Genomic DNA, 17,672 nt, shown 5'->3' with positions numbered 1-17,672 from the left:
GCAAGAGCGTTTTGCTTACTTTTGCGCTTTTCAAAAGTGAGCCGCTGTAAAAGCGGAACCATTAGCAGCCGTTACCGCAGAAACGGATATGTACCTGGTCCAATCCAGCATCCTGGTCGGCCCAGAGGCCGCCATCGGGGGCAAGCCCCCTCCCACAGGGGCCCGCGTGGTACCTAAAAGTTGTGTAGATACTCACGCCCCTCCCACATTTTTAGTTTTGTGTTGGGCTTACGATGACTGTGCAGGTAATGCCTGCCGCCAACAACACGCCTTCGGGCACTTCATCAATGTGAATCCGCACCGGCACACGCTGAGCCAAACGCACCCAGTTGAACGTCGGGTTCACATCGGCAATCAGTTCGCGGCTCTCGGGGTTGTCGCGGTCATAGATGCCGCGCGAGATGCTTTCCACGTGGCCCTTGAGCGTTTCGCCGCTCATCAATTGCATATCGGCTTTGTCGCCGACCTTCACGTAGGGCAGTTTGGTTTCTTCAAAGAAGCCATAGACCCAGAACGAGTTCATATCCACCACGGCCATTTTCGCTTCGCCGATGCGCGCATAGTCGCCGCGATGCACATTGAGGTTGGTGACATAACCGTCGACAGCCGCCACGACGTGGGTGCGTTTCAAGTTCAGTTCAGCGGCTTCCAGTTGCGCCAGCGCATGCTGGTAATCGGCCAGGGCCGCATCGGCGATGTTGCTGGCGTCGTCGCGATTTTCCCGGGAGATCACCAGGGCGTCGAGGTCGGCGCGGCGGTGGGCGTTGAGCTTGCGCATCTCCCAGGTGGCTTTGCGTGAAGCCACCAGCGACTGCGCCTGCTTGACCGCGATGCGGTAGTGCTCGGGGTCGATCTGCATCAGCAGGTCGCCTTTTTTCACCCACTGGTTATCGCGTACCGGCACGTCCACCACCTCGCCCGTCACATCGGCCGCGACGTTGATGATGTCGGCACGCACACGGCCGTCGCGGGTCCAGGGCGTCTGCATGTAATGCACCCACAACGTGCGGCCAATCCAGATCGCCAACGCCAGCACCAGCAGGGTCGCGAGCAGGCTGAAAAATTTTTTCATCGGGACATTCTCAACGGTAGACGCTCAGCGCCAGGGCGCCGAACAGGCAAACGAACAGGCTCAGGCGCAGCAACGCCGGGTGCCAGAAAAACCGGTACAGGTCGAACCCGGCCAGGAAGCGGTCCAGGGCCCAGGCCAGGACGGCCGCGATCAGGAACATCAGGGTCATGGTCGGCATGTAAAGGCCGTGGAAGGCAATTTCACGGGGCATTTGCAGATCCTTTCAGCGCAGCCAACGGCGATTGCGGGTCCATCAACGAGGTGCGGATAAAGTGCAGGTAGCTTTTCACCCGGCGCAGGGCCGAGGTGTCGAAGTGCGGGGCGAACGGTTCGTCGGTGGCCTGCACGCGGCTGAGCGCATGGTCGACGGCGATCAATCCGCGCTCCAGGTTGCTGGCGCTGGGTTGCAGGAACAGCCGCACCAGCGAGCGCCCCATGACGCGGATGGCCTGGCGCCACGGCTGAGATTGCGCGTACGCCGGATGCACCGGCAGGATCGCCTGTTCCTTGCGCAACTCGATGATCGCGTGACCGACCTCCAGCACCACGAACATCCAGCGCAGCAGGTCGCGCTGCACCTGCGGCTGGCCGGCGGCGAGGCCATAGGCCTGGTGCAGCAGGTCACGGGTGCGGCTTTCGAAGCTCGACGCCAGGCCCTTGAGCTTGCCGCTGATCGCGTACACCACTTGCTCGCGCAGGTCCTGCTCCAGGCGCTGCCACAGCCAGCGGCTGTTGGGCGGCAGGATGATCGCTCCGGCTGCCGCGCACACCAGCATGCCGATGATCATGGCGATGTAGTCGTTGATAAAGAGGTAGGGGTTGTAGACCGTCAGGTTATCCGGCACCGAACCCGTGCTGAAGAAGATCAGCAAGCCCACGCCGACCCCGGCGTACTGCGGGCGGGAGGCAAGGAAGGCGCCGAAGATGATCACCGGCGCGAGCATCACGCACAGCAATGGGAAGCCGTCGATCCAGGGAAACACGAAGAACATTTCGACAAAGCCCACCAGCGCACCGATCAAGGTGCCGCAGGCCATCTGGAAGGCCATCCGCTTGGGGTTGGGCGTGGCGGCGGACAGCCCGACCGTGGCGGCTGCGATCAGGGTCATGGTTGCACCACTGGGCCAGGCAGTGGCCACCCAGTAGCTGCCGAGCACGATCAGGATGAACGAGGCGCGTAGACCGGCGGCGGCGCAGGCCAGCCAGTTGGTTTTCGGCGTATAGACCTCGTTCCAGTCTTCCCGTGCGTGACGGTGATCGGCCAGGGACGCGTGGGTTTGCGCATAGTTGTGCAGGTCGTCGACAAAGCGGTACAGCAGCTCGTAGGCGGTATGAAAGTCCAGTTGCTCGGCTTCGGTGGGGTTGCCTTCCTGGAAGGTCGCGCGCAGGTTGCGCACCTTGGCGGGCAGGCTGTCCCGGTAGCCGCTGAGCACGTTGACCAGGCGCGCCGCGTCGGGGCTGGTCAGGGCGCGCGCGGAAAAACCGTCGAGCACTTCGGCCAGGTCCTGCAGGCCGGGCTTGATCGCCGCCGCCACATGGTCGGCGGCGTCGGCGCGCAGTCGCGCCAGCAATTGGTGCAAGGCGTTGAAGCGTGTGGTGATACCCATGAACTCGCTGTTGAGGCGACTGAGCCGACCGTTGCGCCGGCGCATATGCGGGTCTTCGAACACGGTGACGCTGCGCAGGCCCTCCAGGCCAACCGCTTCGGCGATAAAGCGCACGTTGGCGCTTTCAAAGGCTTCACGCTGGCTGCGTCCGCGCAGGCCGTCGGTGACAAACAGCGCGAACACCCCGAAACGTTGATAGAGCGCATTGCGCATCGCGGCGCTGGAGGTTTGCGGCAGGATCGCGGCGCTGACCAGCGTCGAGCAGAGAATCCCCAGGGAGATTTCCAACACCCGCCACACCGCCGCCATAAAGGCGCCGTCCGGGTGGGCCAGGGCCGGCAAACCGACCATCGCCGCCGTGTAGCCGGCGAGCACAAACCCGTAGGCGCGAAAATTGCGATTACGCGTGGCGCCGGCGGTGCAGATGCCCACCCAGATGGCCAGGGCGCCGAGGAACAGTTCGGTGTTCTGCGCAAACAATGCGATCAGCAGCACCATCACCGCAGACCCCGCCAGCGTGCCGAGGAAGCGGTAAAAGCTCTTGGCAAACACCTGGCCGCTCTGCGGTTGCATCACGATAAACACCGTGATCATTGCGGTGCGCGGCTGCGGCAGTTCCAGGCGCATCGCCAGCCACAGGGTGAGGAATGCGGCGAGCAGCACCTTGAAGATATACACCCAGGTCACGCCATCGCTGCGTGCCCAGTCGAAAAAACCACGGCGCCACTCAAGGGAGTGCAGCCAGCGCAGTGGTGCAGGCAAGGGAGTCATCGCCATCTACTCAGTGATCGAACACGGCCAGCGCCGCCGGAGTCTTGCTGGGGAGGGTTTTGTCGTTACGCGGTACATCGTCGCCGGCACCCAGGCCACCGCCCAGGGCGGTCACCAGTTCGGCGTGGGCGCTCAGGCGCGCGGCCTGTACCTGTTGCTCCAACTGCTGCTGGCGAAACAGCAGGGTCTGGGCGTTCAGCACAGTGAGGTAGTCAGTCAGGCCGCGTTGGTAGGCGATGGTGGAGATGTCGTAGGTTTTCTGCGCCGACGCCACCGATTGCGCGGCAAACGACGCCTGCTTGTCCATCGACTCGCGGCGGATCAACTGGTCACTGATGCCCTTGAGCGCATTGACCAGGGTCTGGTTGTAGTGCGCCACGGCGCTGTCATAAGCGGCGCTGGCTTCACCCAGCTCGGCACGCAGACGCCCACCGTCGAAGATCGGCAGGGTGATTGCCGGGCCGACGTTGTAGTTGAATTTCTTGCCCGCGAGAAACGCCAGCACGCCGCCACCGGTGGCCATGTAACCGAGGCTGCCGACCAGGTCGACGTTGGGATAGAAGCCCGCGTGGGCGACATCGATACCCCGCGCCTGGGCCGCCACCTGCCAGCGACTGGCGACGATATCCGGGCGCTGGCCGAGCAGTTGCGCGGGCAAGGTCGAGGGCAACCTCAACGCAGCGGCAAGCGACAGGCTCGGGCGTCGCAACTGCGCGCCCTCCCCCGGCCCTTTGCCGGCCAACGCCGCCAGCTGGTTGCGGCTCAGGGCGATTTGCTCATCCAGCGCGTCCAACTGCCGGTGGGTCTCAGGCAGCGGGGTTCGGGCCTGGCTGACGTCCAGGTGCGTGCCGAGCCCGGCGCTCAGGCGCTTGTTGGCCAGGTCCAGGATCTGCTCCTGCTGGGCCAGGGTGGCGACGACGATATCGCGTTCGGCGTAGTGCAAGGACAACTGGATATAGGCGCGCACCACGTTGTTCTGCAGCTCGAGCTGGGCCTGGCGCGCCTGGGCGACGCGCATGTGGGCGAGGTCGACGGCACGCTCGCTGGCATTGCGCTCGCGCCCCCACAGGTCAAGGGCGTAGCTCAACCCCAGGGACGTGTTGTTGTCCCAGGTGTTCGCACCGCTCAACTCGCCCGGGCCATAGAACTGATCCTTCGGCCAGTTGTGGCGCTTGAGGGTGGTGTCGCTGTTGATCTGCAGCGACTCTGCCGACTCGGCCACTCCGGCCAGCGCCCGCGCTTCACGCACCCGTGCGGCGGCCATGGCCAGATTGGGGCTGTCTTGCGTGGCGAGTTCAACCCAATGGTTGAGCTGTGCATCGCCGTAGGCTCGCCACCATTGCGCGGTGGGCCAATGGGCGTCGCTGGCGGCGCTCTGGATCGCTTCGTCGGTGGCCAGATGATTGGCGTCCAAGGCCTGGCCCTGGGGGCCGATGCCAGAGGTTCCGATGCAGCCGCTTATTGCTAACGATAAGGCCCAAACACTGAGAGTCTTCAGCTCTCTGCTGATGCGACGCGGCACGGCTTGCGAATTCCTGAGGTGGTTGACGCGGGGAAAGTGGCGCAATTCTAGGGGGCACGACCGGGAACGATAAGCGGGCATTCCTGTGAATCTTTATTACCGTTCCGACGATAATCCAGGCGGGGCCTGCACGGTTCAGACGGTTTTCCAGAGACCCAAGAACTCCTCCTACATCGCCCGGCATTACCAACCTTCACAATCCTGAGCCCGTCCGGCCTCAGGAACATCCGATGCTTCGCGTCCCCAGCCCAGTGTCGACTCAGCCGCCCCTGTATGACACCGCCGCAGTGCTGCACAGACAATTGCGCATGAATCCCCGGGCTTTGAGCCCCGGCACGCTACCCCTGCAGAGAGATGTACGCTGGATCGCCGACCACATAGTGGAAAAGCTGGAACCGCTTGGCGGCGATCAACGCCACCGGCTCGCCATCGAGGCGCTTCACCAGAGACTGTGCAACAGCGAACAACAGTTGGAACTGTCGGCCAATGAGCTACCGGGTTACTACGCCTTCTTCAAAGAGGCCGAACACTTGCTCAAGCAACATCGCACCCGCCGACACCCGGATATCGAGGCGGACTACACACTGTGCCGCGCCCTGAAGTGGCAGTTTCGCGCAGCGATCAGCGACGGCCAGCATCAACGCCTGACGCAACGGTTACTGACGTCGCTGGCCTACGTGCGCAAGGGTGGAGAACGCAGCAATCATCGTCATATCGGCCTCGACTACCCATTGGAGTCAACGCGCCAGCTCAGTGCAGGCCCGCACCTGGCCATCGACTCGCACCTGCACACCGGCCCGGACCAACGGGTGCACAGCACCCGTGTGATCGCCCTGCAAGGCAAACTCAAGTCCACGCTGACGGAACTGAGTGAGGGCCGGTCTGAGCAGCACCTCAGCCTGGGACATGTGATGTCCCGCACGTACGCCAGCCTGGAGCATTACGCCGACAGTCGCAGCGCCTCGCTACGCACGTCGCTGAGCGAAAGCATCGGGCGTACGCTCGGGCAAATGCGCGAGCTGGTGAGCGACCATCGCCACCTGCATCGACACCGGGCCTATTCGGCGCTGAGCCAGCCCTACGTTCGCCAGGCACTGGCGCGTGCAGGCCTGGCCGCAGTGGAATTACCCGTCCTGCACCCGCCCTCGGCGCCGATCATCCGCGAAAAAGGCATCGCACTGACTGTACACAGCAAGGTGGCGATGGATTTTTTCAGCGTATTGAACGTCAATTCCACCCTGACGCTGACCCTGCAACGCACCCGCCTGAGCAAAGTGCTGGACATCCTCGGCCTGCACGACATGGCGCCGACCCTGGCGCTGCAACACATGGCCGGTTCCAAACGCCAGAACGACGATGCAGTGACGCTGCTCACTGCGATGAACACCCACGTGGCCGACAGCAGCCGGCGGTTCACCCTGCGGGCCAGTGCGCGCCTGCCGGCATCCGCATTGAACCGCGGCCTGAGCGCAGACCACCGGCACGCCTGCGCGCTGCTGGAACGCTATGTGCGGCTCAAGGCCAACTCGCGTATCGATCCCGAGCAGGACAACGCCATTCGGGCCCTGATCGATCAACATCGCGTATTGCTTCGACCCGATTCGCTGAAGGTGTACAGGCTCACAGCCCCCTCCCGCACGCTGAGCGGCTCGTCCGGCATCACGGCATCGTCACAGCCAGGCAGCGGCAGAGGGGTGACGATTGAAATCAGCCACCGCAAACGGGATGACCCGCATCTGAGCGGCGATTACCTGACGATCGACATTGCCCCGCTCAAACCAGCCGATGCGCTGAAAAAAAGCCTGCGCCAGGCGTTGTCGGCGATTGGCGAGCAGACCTTCGAGTGGGACCACCTGATCCGCTCGATCAGCGAATCGCTGCTCAACCCCGCCAAGCCGTCGCATACTCAGGTGCTGGTTAAAATCAAGCACGGGGAGCCGGTGGTGCTGCTCACCCGTCATACGCTGAGCAAGGCGCGTGACCTGACGCTGCCGCATCCGGTCGAGCGGCACAGCGGCCTTGACCTGCAGTCCCTGCGCACCCGGAAGACCTTGCGCCAGGAGCACGTGGGCGACCAATCCCTGGACCATCTGTTGCCGATCGCCCGACACTGCCTGCAATCCTCCAAACAATCACATGCCTGGGACGCTTACCTGCAGCAGCACGCCGATGACGTTCAGGCACTGCTCGACAGGATCGGCGAGCAACACCCTGGCACGGTGCTGAGCAGCGAACTCGACGCACTCAAGCGCATCACTCCGGCGCTCGCCTCGGCGGTTGACACACTCACCCGGCAGGCGCGAACCGCGGCTGCGGCCCCCACTTCCGAAAACCGCAGCCAGGCGCTGGCGGCGTTCAATGCCGTGCTAGTGGCCTACCTGCCGCACTATGAGGCGAAAGTCAGTGAAGCCTGGACGCTGTGCTGAAGCGCCAGGCCGAGCGGATACACACCTGTGCGCTACTTCATGTCACAATTTGCCATCTCCCTTGAGAACACCCCATGGACACCCTGCAAAACATGCGCGCGTTCAGTTGTGTTGCAGAGGCCGGCAGCTTCACCGCCGCCGCCGCGCAACTGGACACCACCACCGCCAACGTCTCGCGCGCGGTCTCAAACCTTGAGGCCCACCTGCAAACCCGCTTGCTCAACCGCACCACCCGCCGCATTGCGTTGACCGAGGCGGGCAAACGCTATCTGCTGCGCTGTGAGCAAATCCTCGCCTACGTCGAGGAAGCCGAAGCAGAAGCCAGCGACGCCCACGCGCGCCCCGCCGGGCAATTGAAAGTGCACACCATGACCGGTATCGGCCAGCATTTCGTGATCGACGCCATCGCCCGCTACCGCCGCACCCACCCGGATGTGACCTTCGACCTGACCCTGGCCAACCGCGTGCCGGACTTGCTCGATGAGGGCTATGACGTGTCCATCGTCCTGGCCAGCGAACTGCCGGATTCGGGTTTCGTCTCGCAACGCCTGGGCATCACCTACAGCATCGCCTGCGCCTCGCCGGAGTACGTCAAGGCCAAGGGCTGCGCACAACGGCCCCAGGATTTGCTCAACCATGCCTGCCTGCGCCTGGTCAGTCCGGTGATCCAGTTGGACAAATGGACCTTCAACGGCCCTGAAGGCCAGGAAAGCGTGGCGATCAACAGCTCGCCGTTCCTGGTGAATTCGGCCGATGCGATGAAAACCGCCATCACCAGCGGCATGGGCGTCGGCCTGCTGCCGGTGTACGCCGCCATCGAAGGGCTGCGCAACGGCACGCTGGTGCGCGTGATGCCGACCTACCGTTCCCAGGAGTTGAACCTGTACGCCATCTACCCGTCGCGCCAATACCTGGATGCGAAGATCAAGACCTGGGTGGAATACCTGCGCGGTTCGCTGCCGGAAATCCTCGCGGCGCACCAGGCGGAGCTGGTGGCGTATGAGTTGAGCGGTGGTTTGGGTGGCGTGCGGATGGCGAACTGACGACCTATGTAGGAGCGAGCTTGCTCGCGAAAAACCTGAGGGCACCGCATTCAACCTGGATGAACGCGTTATCGTTGACGTTTTTCGCGAGCAAGCTCGCTCCTACAGGTTTTGTGATGAGGGGATAAATGTTAGCGTGCCAGGCATTCTTTCGTCGTCGATGAGCCCGCCAGCCATGAAAAAGACTGTCCTCGCCTTCAGCCGTGTCACGCCGCAGATGATCGAGCGCCTGCAACAGGATTTCGAGGTGATCGCGCCCAATCCGAAGCTGGGCGACATCAACGCGCAATTCAACGAAGCCCTGCCCCATGCCCATGGCTTGATCGGTGTGGGCCGCAAGCTGGGCCGCGAACAGCTTGAAGGCGCGCGCCAGCTGGAGGTGGTTTCCAGCGTGTCGGTGGGCTACGACAACTACGATGTCGGGTACTTCAATGAGCTCGGGATCATGCTCACCAATACCCCTGACGTGCTCACCGAAAGCACCGCCGACCTGGCGTTCGCGCTGTTGATGAGCAGCGCGCGCCGGGTGGCCGAGCTGGATGCCTGGACCAAGGCCGGCCAGTGGAAAGCCAGCGTTGGCGCACCGTTGTTCGGCTGCGATGTGCACGGCAAGACCCTGGGCATCGTCGGCATGGGCAATATCGGCGCGGCCGTGGCCCGTCGTGGGCGCCTGGGCTTCAATATGCCGATTCTGTACAGCGGCAACAGCCGCAAGAACGCGCTGGAACAGGAACTGGGCGCACAGTTTCGCAGCCTCGACCAGTTGCTGGCCGAGGCGGATTTCGTCTGCCTGGTGGTGCCCTTGAGCGACAAGACCCGTCACCTGATCAGTCGCCGGGAGCTGGCGCTGATGAAGCCCGGTGCCATCCTGATCAACATCTCCCGTGGCCCGGTGGTGGACGAGCCGGCGCTGATCGAAGCCCTGCAAACCCAGCGCATTCGTGGCGCCGGGCTGGATGTGTATGAAAAGGAACCGCTGACCGAGTCGCCCCTGTTCCAACTGAGCAATGCGGTGACCCTGCCGCACATTGGTTCGGCCACCGGCGAAACCCGCGAAGCCATGGCCAACCGCGCGCTGGACAACCTGCGCAGCGCCTTGCTCGGACAGCGCCCCCAGGACCTGGTGAACCCGCAGGTGTGGAAGGGCTGACACCCCCACTGTAGGAGCGAGCTTGCTCGCGAAAAACCTGAGAACGCCGCGTTAAACCAGATTCGCTGCGTTATCGTTGACGTTCTTCGCGAGCAAGCTCGCTCCTACAGTTTTCGGGGTCAGGGCCGATAACGGTGTATAGATCGTCATCCCTGATCCCCAGAAGGTTTTTATGTCCACCACCAAAGCCCGCGCAGACTCACTCTCGCTTCTGCTATTTACCTTGCGCAGCGGCAAGCTGATGGCGATCAACCTGCTGAAAGTCAGCGAAATCATCCCCTGCCCGCCGCTGACCAAACTGCCGGAGTCGCATCCCCACGTCAAAGGCATTGCCACGTTGCGCGGTAACTCGTTGGCCGTGATCGACCTGAGTCGCGCCCTGGGCGAGATGCCGTTGCTGGACCCGAACGGCGGCTGCCTGATCGTCACCGATGTCAGCCGCTCCAAGCAGGGTTTGCACGTGCAGGCGGTGAGCAAGATCGTGCATTGCCTGACCACCGACATTCGTCCGCCGCCCTATGGCTCCGGCGGCAATCGCGCGTTCATTACCGGGGTCACCCAGGTGGAAGGTGGCTTGGTGCAAGTGCTGGATATCGAAAAAGTCATCCATGGCATCGCCCCGGCGCCGATCGAAGTCGCGCCGACCGACCTGACCATGGAAGAAGCCGAAGTCCTCGGCAACGCGCGCATTCTGGTGGTCGACGACAGCCAAGTGGCGCTGCAGCAATCGGTGCACACCTTGCGCAACCTCGGCCTGACCTGTCACACCGCACGCAGCGCCAAGGAAGCCATCGATGTGCTGCTGGAGCTGCAAGGCACCGGCGAGCAGATCAATGTGGTGGTGTCGGACATCGAAATGTCCGAGATGGACGGTTATGCCCTCACCCGCACTTTGCGCGAAACCCCGGACTTCCAGCACCTCTACATCTTGCTGCACACCTCCCTGGACAGCGCGATGAACAGTGAGAAAGCGCGCCTGGCCGGTGCCGATGCGGTGCTGACCAAGTTTTCCTCCCCTGAGCTGACCAAGTGCCTGGTCGTCGCTGCGCAAACCGTGGCGCAAAAGGGTTTGTAAGCCTTGGCGGAGTATTTCCAGCTGCTGCGTCGCGATCTCACCGGTAGCCTGCCCGCCCCGCAGTGGCCGGCCGGTACGCAACTGGATCACTACCGCGATGAATTGGCCCCGGCCATTCACGCGGTATTGCGCATGACCCAGGATCAGGGCGGTGGTCGTGTGGTGAGCCTTGAGCCGTGGCGCCGGCAATTCGTCACCGATGCCGAGTTCGACCCCAGGCTGTGCCTGGTGGCCAGCAATGCCGATGGCATGCTCGGCGTGGCCGTCTGCTGGACCAGCGCCTTTATCAAGAACCTCTCGGTCCACCCCTGCGCGCAAGGCCAGGGGCTGGGCCGGGCGTTGTTGCTGCATGCCTTCCACGTGTTCAAGCAGCGTGGCGAACCTTATGTGGATCTCAAGGTGCTGGAGCGTAATCTGCGCGCGCGGCAATTGTATGAAAGCGCAGGCATGGGCCTGGTCCTGCGCGACGTGGTTGCCGAGGACTGACGTTCACTGGCGCATAACTTGCTTCCAGATAGGCCAAGCGGTGAACAGAGGTCAAAACCCGTCACCGCTCACGCTTGCCTTCTGACCTTGCCTGGTGACAGATCCCGCCATGAACACTCACTTTTCCTGCGTAGGTTGCGGCAAATGCTGCTCCGATCACCACGTCCCCCTGACCCTCGAAGAAGCCCGTCACTGGGCGGCGGACGGCGGTAACGTGATCGTGCTGGTCGAAGGTTTTCTGGCCAGCGGCCTGGGCTTGCCCCAGCAGCAACGTGAACATGCCGAGCGCCGTTCAGTGGTGGTCCCCAGCGGCAATACCGAGGCCTTCGTGGCAATCACCTTCGCCGCGTATAACGCCGGACGCTGCCGGAATCTTGACGAAGACAATCGCTGCGGCATCTACGAACGACGCCCGCTGGTGTGCCGGATCTATCCGATGGAGATCAATCCGCATATCCCGTTGAACCCGAGCGCCAAGGATTGCCCACCGGAGTCCTGGGAACAGGGACCGGCGTTGATCGTTGGTGGTGAGTTGATGGACGCTGAACTGGCTGAACTGATCCGCCGTTCGCGCCAGGCCGACCGTGATGATGTGCACATCAAAGAGTCCGTGTGCGCCCTGCTGGGCATTCGTACCGCGGCGCTCAAGGGCGACGGGTTCACCGCGTACCTCCCGGATATGCAGGCGTTCGCCCAGGCCATTGACGCGGCGACTGCCCAGCCGGCGCCGGCCAATCAGTGGGTGTTTCATGTGTCCGGCATGGACATTGCCGAACAACTGCTGGACGCCGGCGCGCAGATTGCCACCGAGGTGCCGGCCAATTACGCGTTTATCCCGTTGCGGGCGGCCTGAGCGTTACTGGATCAATGGGCGTTGTGTCGAGGCGGTAAGGCTGGAGAATGCGCTGGTATTCGCCGTTTTGCTTGAGTTGCTCCAGGGCACGGTTGAGCTCGGTACGCAGGACGGTATCGGTCTTGCGCAACGCAATCGCGACACTGCTGCCCAACAGCTTGGACAACACCGGGGAGCCCATGAAAGCGAAATCCATACCTTCGGGCTTGTCGAGCAGGGCTTCGCGAATTTCCACCGCGCCTTGCAGGGTGGCATCGATCTCGCCCGCGAGGAGGCTGCCCACCAGTTGGTCATTGAGCCAGAAACTCTTGATGTACACGCCCGAAGGCGCCCAGCGTGACAGGGCAAAGGCTTCCCGGTTGCTCCTTAACAGAACCCCGACACGCTTGCCCTTGAGTGACCGCCTGTCCGGGCTCAAGCCTGAATCCTTGCGTGCCACCAGGCGCGTGGTGATCGGGTAAAGGTCATCGCTGAAATTGACCCATTGCTGTCGGCTCGAGGTCGGCGCCATCCCCATGATCGCGTCAAATTGCCGGGCGTCGAGGGCGGGAAAATTTTCCATGACGACCTGGTCGACCCAGGTGCACTGCACATTGAGCTGCACGCACAAGGCGTTACCCAATTCGATATTGAGCCCCACCAATTGCCCTTGCGGGTTGCGGCTTTGAAAAGGCGGGAAATGCGCCGCGACGGCGAAGCGGATTTCGCGTCGCGGCGGCTCGACGGCGACCACCGCCGCCACCGACAGCAAGAGGGCAAGCGCCACACAAAGGTGTATCAGGGCCACGGGAAACGTCCTTTTCCAGAGAGAGCGGCATCGCCATGTCCCGATACAGCTGATCAGGGCATGGCGATGCCGGGCAAGCTTTCAAGAAACGGTCGCGGACCTACAAGCAGAAATATCGACGCGAGTTGTAGGCAAATGCCTATACCGTACACGCCGGCATTACTCTCAACGTTTACCCATCGAACGGCGTGTACCCGGCGGCGCCATGCCTGGCGTCTTGGTATGACCGTTTTTGGCGCCACCTTTCTACCACGGCTGGCCGGCCTGCTTGTCTCCGGCCAGTTCTCCCGGCTTGAAGGGAAACTTGAACGCCGGGATTTCGGCTTTTTCAACGCCGTCGGCGTCGACCGCTTCAACGGGGGGTTGGATCGGGGAAGTCATAAGGGCTCCGGCGCAGCAATGTGTGTAAAGGCGTGAGTATACGGGGCCGCAGCTTTCAGCGGTAAGCTTCAGGTCGCACGTTAAAAAGCTCAGCTGTCACGGCTGTCAGTTTGCAGTCACCGTACTGACCGGCTTATCGCGTTATAAGCCATGGACACAAACTTGCAGCTTGCAGCTTGAAACTTGCAACTGCGCCTGCGGTGTTCATCCTATGCACCTGAAACGAAACACGGCCCTGCTGGTGGGCGCCCTTCTGGTTCTGGCAGTGACGGCCTGGACGCTGACTCGCCCCGCCAAGACCCGGCTGGCGGCCCCCAGCGCGATTCCAGTACGCGTGGTGAGCGTGGCGCAACAGGACGTGCCCCGCTTCGTCAGCGGCATCGGCTCGGTGTTGTCGTTGCACAGCGTGGTGATCCGTCCGCAGATCGACGGCATCCTCACTCGCTTGCTGGTCAAGGAAGGCCAGCGGGTCAAGGCCGGGGACTTGCTGGCAACCATCGATGACCGCTCGATCCGCGCCAGCCTCGACCAGGCCAGGGCGCAACGGGGGGAAAGCCAGGCGCAGCTGCAAGTGGCATTGCTCAACCTCAAGCGCTACAAGGCCCTGAGTGTCGACGACGGTGTGTCGAAGCAGACCTACGATCAGCAACAAGCACTGGTCAATCAGCTCAAGGCCAGCGTTCAGGGTAACCAGGCAGCGATTGATGCGGCTCAAGTTCAACTTTCCTATACGCAGATTCGCTCCCCCGTCAGTGGCCGCGTGGGCATTCGCACGGTAGATGAAGGAAACTTCCTGCGCATGAGCGATACCCAGGGGTTGTTCTCGGTCACCCAGATCGACCCGATTGCTGTCGAGTTTTCCCTGCCGCAGCAGATGCTGCCGAGCCTGCAAGGCCTGATCGCCGCGCCCGAGAAAGCCAGCGTGAATGCCTACCTGGGTGCCGACACCGACGGCCAGACCGGTGACTTGCTCGGCGAAGGCCACTTGAGCGTGATCGACAACCAGATCAGTTCCAGCACCGGCACCCTGCGCGCCAAGGCCGAGTTCGCGAACGGCGCGCAGAAGCTGTGGCCGGGACAACTGGTGACCATCAAGATCCAGACCGCGCTCGACAGGAACGCCCTGGTGGTGCCCCCGACCGTGGTGCAGCGTGGCCTGGATTCGCATTTCGTGTACCGGCTCAAGGGTGACCACGTTGAAGTGGTGCCGGTGCGGGTCAGCTACCAGAACAGCGAGGTGAATATCATCGAGGGCGTGCGGGCCGGGGATGTGCTGGTCAGCGACGGCCAGTCGCGGCTCAAGGCCGGCGCCGAGGTGGAAGTGCTCAAGGAGCCGCCGCAAATCATCCAGACCGCCGATGCCAGGGTGCAGCCATGAGCGGCAGTCGCTCGCCCTCAGCCTGGTGCGTTGATCACCCGGTCGCCACCCTGCTGCTGACATTTGCCCTGGTGCTGCTGGGCATCATTGCCTTCCCGCGACTGGCCGTGGCGCCACTGCCGGAAGCGGAATTTCCGACGATCCAGGTCACGGCCCAGTTACCCGGCGCCAGCCCGGACACCATGGCCTCCTCGGTGGCGACGCCGCTTGAGGTGCAATTCAGCGCCATCCCCGGCATGACCCAGATGACCTCCAGCAGCGCCTTGGGCTCGAGCCTGTTGACCCTGCAATTCACCCTGGACAAAAGCATCGACACCGCCGCCCAGGAAGTGCAGGCCGCGATCAACACCGCCTCCGGCAAGCTGCCCGGCGATATGCCAAGCCTGCCGACCTGGAAGAAGGTCAACCCGGCCGACAGCCCGGTGCTGATCCTCAGCGTCAGCTCCGCCAGCATGCCCGGCACCGAACTGAGCGACTACGTGGAAACCCTGCTGGCGCGCCAGATCAGCCAGATCGACGGTGTCGGCCAGATCAACATCACCGGCCAGCAACGCCCGGCGATTCGCGTGCAGGCCTCCCCCGACAAACTCGCGGCGGTCGGCCTGACGCTCGCGGACATCCGCCTGGCCATCCAGCAGTCCAGCCTGAACCTGGCCAAGGGCGCGATCTACGGCGCAGACAGCGTGTCGACCCTGTCGACCAACGACCAACTGTTTCACCCCGACGAATACGGCCAGTTGATTGTGTCCTACAAAAATGGCGCGCCGGTGCAGTTGCGTGATATCGCCAGGGTCGTCAACGGTGCGGAAAACGCCTACGTGCAGGCCTGGTCCGGCGATACCCCGGGGGTCAACCTGGTGATCTCGCGCCAGCCGGGCGCGAATATCGTCGACACGGTCGACCGCATCCAGCAAGCGCTGCCACGCCTGGAAGCGATGCTGCCGGCCTCGGTGCAGGTCAGCGTATTGACCGACCGCACCAAGACCATCCGCGCCTCCCTGCATGAAGTGGAAATGACCCTGCTGATCGCCATCCTGCTGGTGGTGGCGGTGATGGCGCTGTTCCTGCGCCAACTGTCGGCGACGTTGATTGTGTCGGCCGTGCTCGGTGTTTCGCTGGTGGCCACTTTCGCGCTGATGTATGTGATGGGCTTCAGCCTGAACAACCTGACGCTGGTCGCCATCGTGATTGCCGTGGGCTTTGTGGTGGACGATGCGATTGTGGTGGTGGAGAACATCCATCGGCATCTGGAGGCCGGGCTGGGCAAGCGCGAGGCCGCGATCAAAGGCTCGGGCGAAATCGGCTTTACCGTGGTGTCCATCAGCTTCTCGCTGGTGGCGGCATTCATTCCGCTGCTGTTCATGGGCGGCGTGGTCGGGCGGCTGTTCAAGGAGTTTGCGCTGACCGCCACCTCGACCATCCTGATTTCGGTGGTGGTCTCGCTGACCCTGGCGCCCACCCTCGCGGCACTGTTCATGGGTGCGCCGACCCATCCTGCCCATGCCAAGCCCACGTTCAGCGAGCGCCTGCTGACCGGTTATGCGCGCAACCTGCGCCGCGCCCTGGCCCATCAACGCAGCATGGCGGCGATCTTCGTGGTGACCCTGGCCCTGGCCGTGGTCGGCTACGTGTTTATCCCCAAGGGATTCTTCCCGGTGCAGGACACCGGTTTTGTGCTCGGCACCAGCGAGGCGGCGGCCGATGTGTCGTACCCGGACATGGTCGCCAAGCACAAGGCCCTGGCCGAGATCGTCAAGGCCGACCCGGCGGTGCAGGCGTTCTCCCACTCGGTGGGGGTGACCGGCAGCAACCAGACTATCGCCAACGGCCGCTTCTGGATTGCCTTGAAAGACCGCGCCGACCGCGACGTGTCCGCCAGCCAGTTCATCGACCGCATCCGCCCGCAGTTGGCGAAGGTGCCGGGCATCGTCCTGTACCTGCGCGCCGGCCAGGACATCAACTTGAGCTCCGGCCCCAGCCGCGCCCAGTACCAATACGTGCTCAAGAGCAACGACGGTCCGACACTGAACACCTGGACCCAGCGACTCACCGAAAAACTGCGCACCAACCCGGCGTTTCGTGACCTGTCCAACGACCTGCAACTGGGCGGCAGCATCACCCACATCACGATCGACCGCCAGGCCGCCGCGCGCTTCGGCCTGAACGCCACCGATGTCGACCAGGCGCTGTACGATGCCTTCGGCCAGCGCCAGATCAACGAGTACCAGACCGAAATCAACCAGTACCAGGTGGTGCTGGAGCTGGACCGCCAACAGCGCGGCAAGGCCGAGAGCCTGAACTATTTTTACCTGCGCTCGCCACTGACCAACGAGATGGTGCCCCTGTCGGCGCTGGCCAGGGTCGACCCGCCGACCGTGGGGCCGTTGTCCATCAGCCATGACGGCATGTTCCCCGCCGCCAACCTGTCGTTCAACCTGGCCCCCGGGGTGGCGCTGGGCGACGCGGTGATCATGCTCAACCAGGCCAAGAACGACATCGGCATGCCCGCTGCGATCATCGGTAATTTCCAGGGCGCGGCCCAGGCGTTCCAGAGTTCGCTGGCCAGCCAGCCGTGGTTGATCCTCGCGGCACTGGTGGCGGTCTACATTATCCTGGGCGTGCTGTACGAGAGTTTCGTGCACCCGCTGACAATCATTTCCACCCTGCCCTCGGCAGGCCTGGGCGCGTTGATCATGCTGTGGCTGTTGGGCCAAGACTTTTCGATCATGGCCCTGATCGGCCTGGTGCTGCTGATCGGTATCGTCAAGAAAAACGGCATCCTGATGATCGACTTCGCCCTGGAGGCCCAGCGCGTGCGTGGCCTGCCACCTGAGGATGCGATCTATGAAGCCTGTGTCACGCGGTTCCGGCCGATCATCATGACCACCCTCGCCGCCTTGCTTGGCGCGGTGCCGTTGATGCTCGGTTCCGGCCCCGGCGCGGAGCTGCGCCAACCGCTGGGCATCGCGGTGGTCGGTGGCTTGCTGGTGAGCCAGGCGCTGACGCTGTTCACCACGCCGGTCATATACTTGTACCTTGAACGTTTTTTCCACAGGCCCAAACCGGCGCTCGCGCCGGCGACCACACACTGAGGCCAAGGCCCCGCCCTGGAACAAAAGGC

13 protein-coding genes and 1 pseudogene are annotated in these 17,672 nt (G+C 63.1%); 8 read left to right on the top strand and 6 right to left on the bottom strand.

Annotated elements, in window-relative coordinates; genetic code table 11:
- Positions 1 to 211: 211 nt before the first annotated feature.
- Genes BFQ00_RS13420 through BFQ00_RS13405 form a run of 4 tightly spaced genes read right to left on the bottom strand, consistent with a single transcriptional unit; the run spans position 212 to position 4,972 of the window.
- Positions 212 to 1,072: an efflux RND transporter periplasmic adaptor subunit gene (locus BFQ00_RS13420; RefSeq protein ID WP_065885846.1), complete on the bottom strand. Its 861-nt coding sequence runs from the start codon at positions 1,070 to 1,072 to the stop codon at positions 212 to 214.
- A gap of 10 nt (positions 1,073 to 1,082) precedes the next feature.
- On the bottom strand, positions 1,083 to 1,283 hold the full coding sequence (locus BFQ00_RS13415) for a DUF1656 domain-containing protein (RefSeq protein WP_003171907.1): 201 nt from the start codon (positions 1,281 to 1,283) through the stop codon (positions 1,083 to 1,085).
- On the bottom strand, positions 1,273 to 3,450 hold the full coding sequence (locus BFQ00_RS13410; RefSeq protein ID WP_065933775.1) for an FUSC family protein: 2,178 nt from the start codon (positions 3,448 to 3,450) through the stop codon (positions 1,273 to 1,275). Before BFQ00_RS13410 ends, BFQ00_RS13415 begins: the two co-directional genes overlap by 11 nt.
- 10 nt (positions 3,451 to 3,460) lie before the next feature.
- Positions 3,461 to 4,972, bottom strand: a complete 1,512-nt coding sequence (locus BFQ00_RS13405) for an efflux transporter outer membrane subunit (protein ID WP_065933774.1) — start codon at positions 4,970 to 4,972, stop codon at positions 3,461 to 3,463.
- 230 nt (positions 4,973 to 5,202) lie between these two features.
- Between BFQ00_RS13405 and BFQ00_RS13400 the strand changes: the two genes are divergently transcribed.
- From BFQ00_RS13400 to BFQ00_RS13375, 6 genes are all read left to right on the top strand, one after another.
- Complete coding sequence (locus BFQ00_RS13400) at positions 5,203 to 7,398, top strand: hypothetical protein (RefSeq protein ID WP_130184230.1); 2,196 nt, start codon at positions 5,203 to 5,205, stop codon at positions 7,396 to 7,398.
- A 74-nt stretch (positions 7,399 to 7,472) separates the two neighbouring features.
- Positions 7,473 to 8,441 carry a LysR family transcriptional regulator gene (locus tag BFQ00_RS13395; protein ID WP_065885842.1) on the top strand — a complete coding sequence of 323 codons (969 nt, stop codon included), beginning with the start codon at positions 7,473 to 7,475 and terminating at the stop codon, positions 8,439 to 8,441.
- 175 nt (positions 8,442 to 8,616) lie between these two features.
- Positions 8,617 to 9,591 (top strand): 2-hydroxyacid dehydrogenase, encoded by a 975-nt coding sequence (locus tag BFQ00_RS13390; protein WP_065933772.1) that lies wholly within the window; start codon positions 8,617 to 8,619, stop codon positions 9,589 to 9,591.
- Between the two features lie 172 nt (positions 9,592 to 9,763).
- On the top strand, positions 9,764 to 10,666 hold the full coding sequence (locus tag BFQ00_RS13385) for a chemotaxis protein CheV (RefSeq protein WP_065885840.1): 903 nt from the start codon (positions 9,764 to 9,766) through the stop codon (positions 10,664 to 10,666).
- Positions 10,667 to 10,669: 3 nt separating this feature from the next.
- Complete coding sequence (locus tag BFQ00_RS13380; RefSeq protein WP_065933771.1) at positions 10,670 to 11,152, top strand: GNAT family N-acetyltransferase; 483 nt, start codon at positions 10,670 to 10,672, stop codon at positions 11,150 to 11,152.
- A gap of 109 nt (positions 11,153 to 11,261) precedes the next feature.
- Positions 11,262 to 12,005 carry a YkgJ family cysteine cluster protein gene (locus BFQ00_RS13375; RefSeq protein WP_065933770.1) on the top strand — a complete coding sequence of 248 codons (744 nt, stop codon included), beginning with the start codon at positions 11,262 to 11,264 and terminating at the stop codon, positions 12,003 to 12,005.
- On the opposite strand, the gene BFQ00_RS13370 is transcribed toward BFQ00_RS13375, so the two are convergent.
- Positions 11,983 to 12,792, bottom strand: a complete 810-nt coding sequence (locus BFQ00_RS13370; protein ID WP_065933769.1) for a transporter substrate-binding domain-containing protein — start codon at positions 12,790 to 12,792, stop codon at positions 11,983 to 11,985. The genes BFQ00_RS13375 and BFQ00_RS13370 overlap by 23 nt on opposite strands.
- Positions 12,793 to 12,957: 165 nt before the next feature.
- A pseudogene (locus BFQ00_RS13365) lies at positions 12,958 to 13,173 on the bottom strand (hypothetical protein).
- Positions 13,174 to 13,384: 211 nt separating this feature from the next.
- Here BFQ00_RS13365 and BFQ00_RS13360 point away from each other — a divergent pair.
- On the top strand, positions 13,385 to 14,551 hold the full coding sequence (locus tag BFQ00_RS13360; protein WP_065933768.1) for an efflux RND transporter periplasmic adaptor subunit: 1,167 nt from the start codon (positions 13,385 to 13,387) through the stop codon (positions 14,549 to 14,551).
- Positions 14,548 to 17,643, top strand: a complete 3,096-nt coding sequence (locus BFQ00_RS13355; protein ID WP_065933767.1) for a multidrug efflux RND transporter permease subunit — start codon at positions 14,548 to 14,550, stop codon at positions 17,641 to 17,643. Before BFQ00_RS13360 ends, BFQ00_RS13355 begins: the two co-directional genes overlap by 4 nt.
- The last annotated feature ends 29 nt before the right edge of the window (positions 17,644 to 17,672 follow it).

The sequence above is a fragment of the Pseudomonas sp. 28 E 9 genome (assembly GCF_900004785.1).
GTDB lineage: Bacteria > Pseudomonadota > Gammaproteobacteria > Pseudomonadales > Pseudomonadaceae > Aquipseudomonas > Aquipseudomonas orientalis_A.
This window is presented reverse-complemented; position numbering and strand designations above follow the sequence as displayed.